The 618-nt window shown below is 47.9% G+C and carries 5 tRNA genes; all 5 read left to right on the top strand.

The annotated features are described in order from the left end of the window. Positions 1 to 55: 55 nt before the first annotated feature. The 5 genes from IEX94_RS10355 to IEX94_RS10335 all read left to right on the top strand — a co-directional run bounded on the left by IEX94_RS10355 (position 56) and on the right by IEX94_RS10335 (position 611). Positions 56 to 130: transfer RNA gene (locus tag IEX94_RS10355), tRNA-Gln, on the top strand. 114 nt (positions 131 to 244) lie between these two features. Continuing rightward, positions 245 to 329: transfer RNA gene (locus IEX94_RS10350), tRNA-Leu, on the top strand. Positions 330 to 368: 39 nt separating this feature from the next. After that, positions 369 to 442, top strand: a tRNA-Arg gene (locus tag IEX94_RS10345). A gap of 8 nt (positions 443 to 450) precedes the next feature. Beyond that, positions 451 to 527 (top strand) — tRNA-Pro (locus tag IEX94_RS10340). Positions 528 to 537: 10 nt separating this feature from the next. Beyond that, positions 538 to 611 (top strand) — tRNA-Gly (locus IEX94_RS10335). Positions 612 to 618: the final 7 nt, after the last annotated feature.

Raw genomic sequence — 618 nt, 5'->3', positions numbered from 1 at the left:
GCCTGTCACGCAGGAGGTCGCGGGTTCGAGTCCCGTCCGGACCGCCATTCGTTGTTGGGCTATAGCCAAGCGGTAAGGCAACGGGTTTTGGTCCCGTCATTCCTAGGTTCGAATCCTAGTAGCCCAGCCATTTATTTTCCCAAACTACACAGTAACGATTTGTGATCAATCGGGATAAAATGATAGACAGACAATTATTAGAAACAATAATTTTATCCTTTTGTTAAAAAACATATTTTATTATGCGGTCGTGGCGGAATGGCAGACGCGCTAGGTTGAGGGCCTAGTGGGAGTTAAATCCCGTGGAGGTTCAAGTCCTCTCGACCGCACTTTTTTTATTTTCTACTATATAACATAAAAGAAATTCTGCGCCCGTAGCTCAATTGGATAGAGCGTTTGACTACGGATCAAAAGGTTAGGGGTTCGACTCCTCTCGGGCGCGTTGGTCGGCGGGAAGTAGCTCAGCTTGGTAGAGCACTTGGTTTGGGACCAAGGGGCCGCAGGTTCAAATCCTGTCTTCCCGACCATTTCGATTATGCGGGTGTAGTTTAGTGGTAAAACCTCAGCCTTCCAAGCTGATGATGAGGGTTCGATTCCCTTCACCCGCTCCATTAAAAG

The sequence above is a fragment of the Oceanobacillus indicireducens genome (genome assembly GCF_014647195.1).
Lineage (GTDB): Bacteria > Bacillota > Bacilli > Bacillales > Amphibacillaceae > Oceanobacillus > Oceanobacillus indicireducens.
The sequence above is the reverse complement of the archived record's forward strand: the minus strand, read 5'-3'. Positions and strand labels throughout refer to the sequence as shown.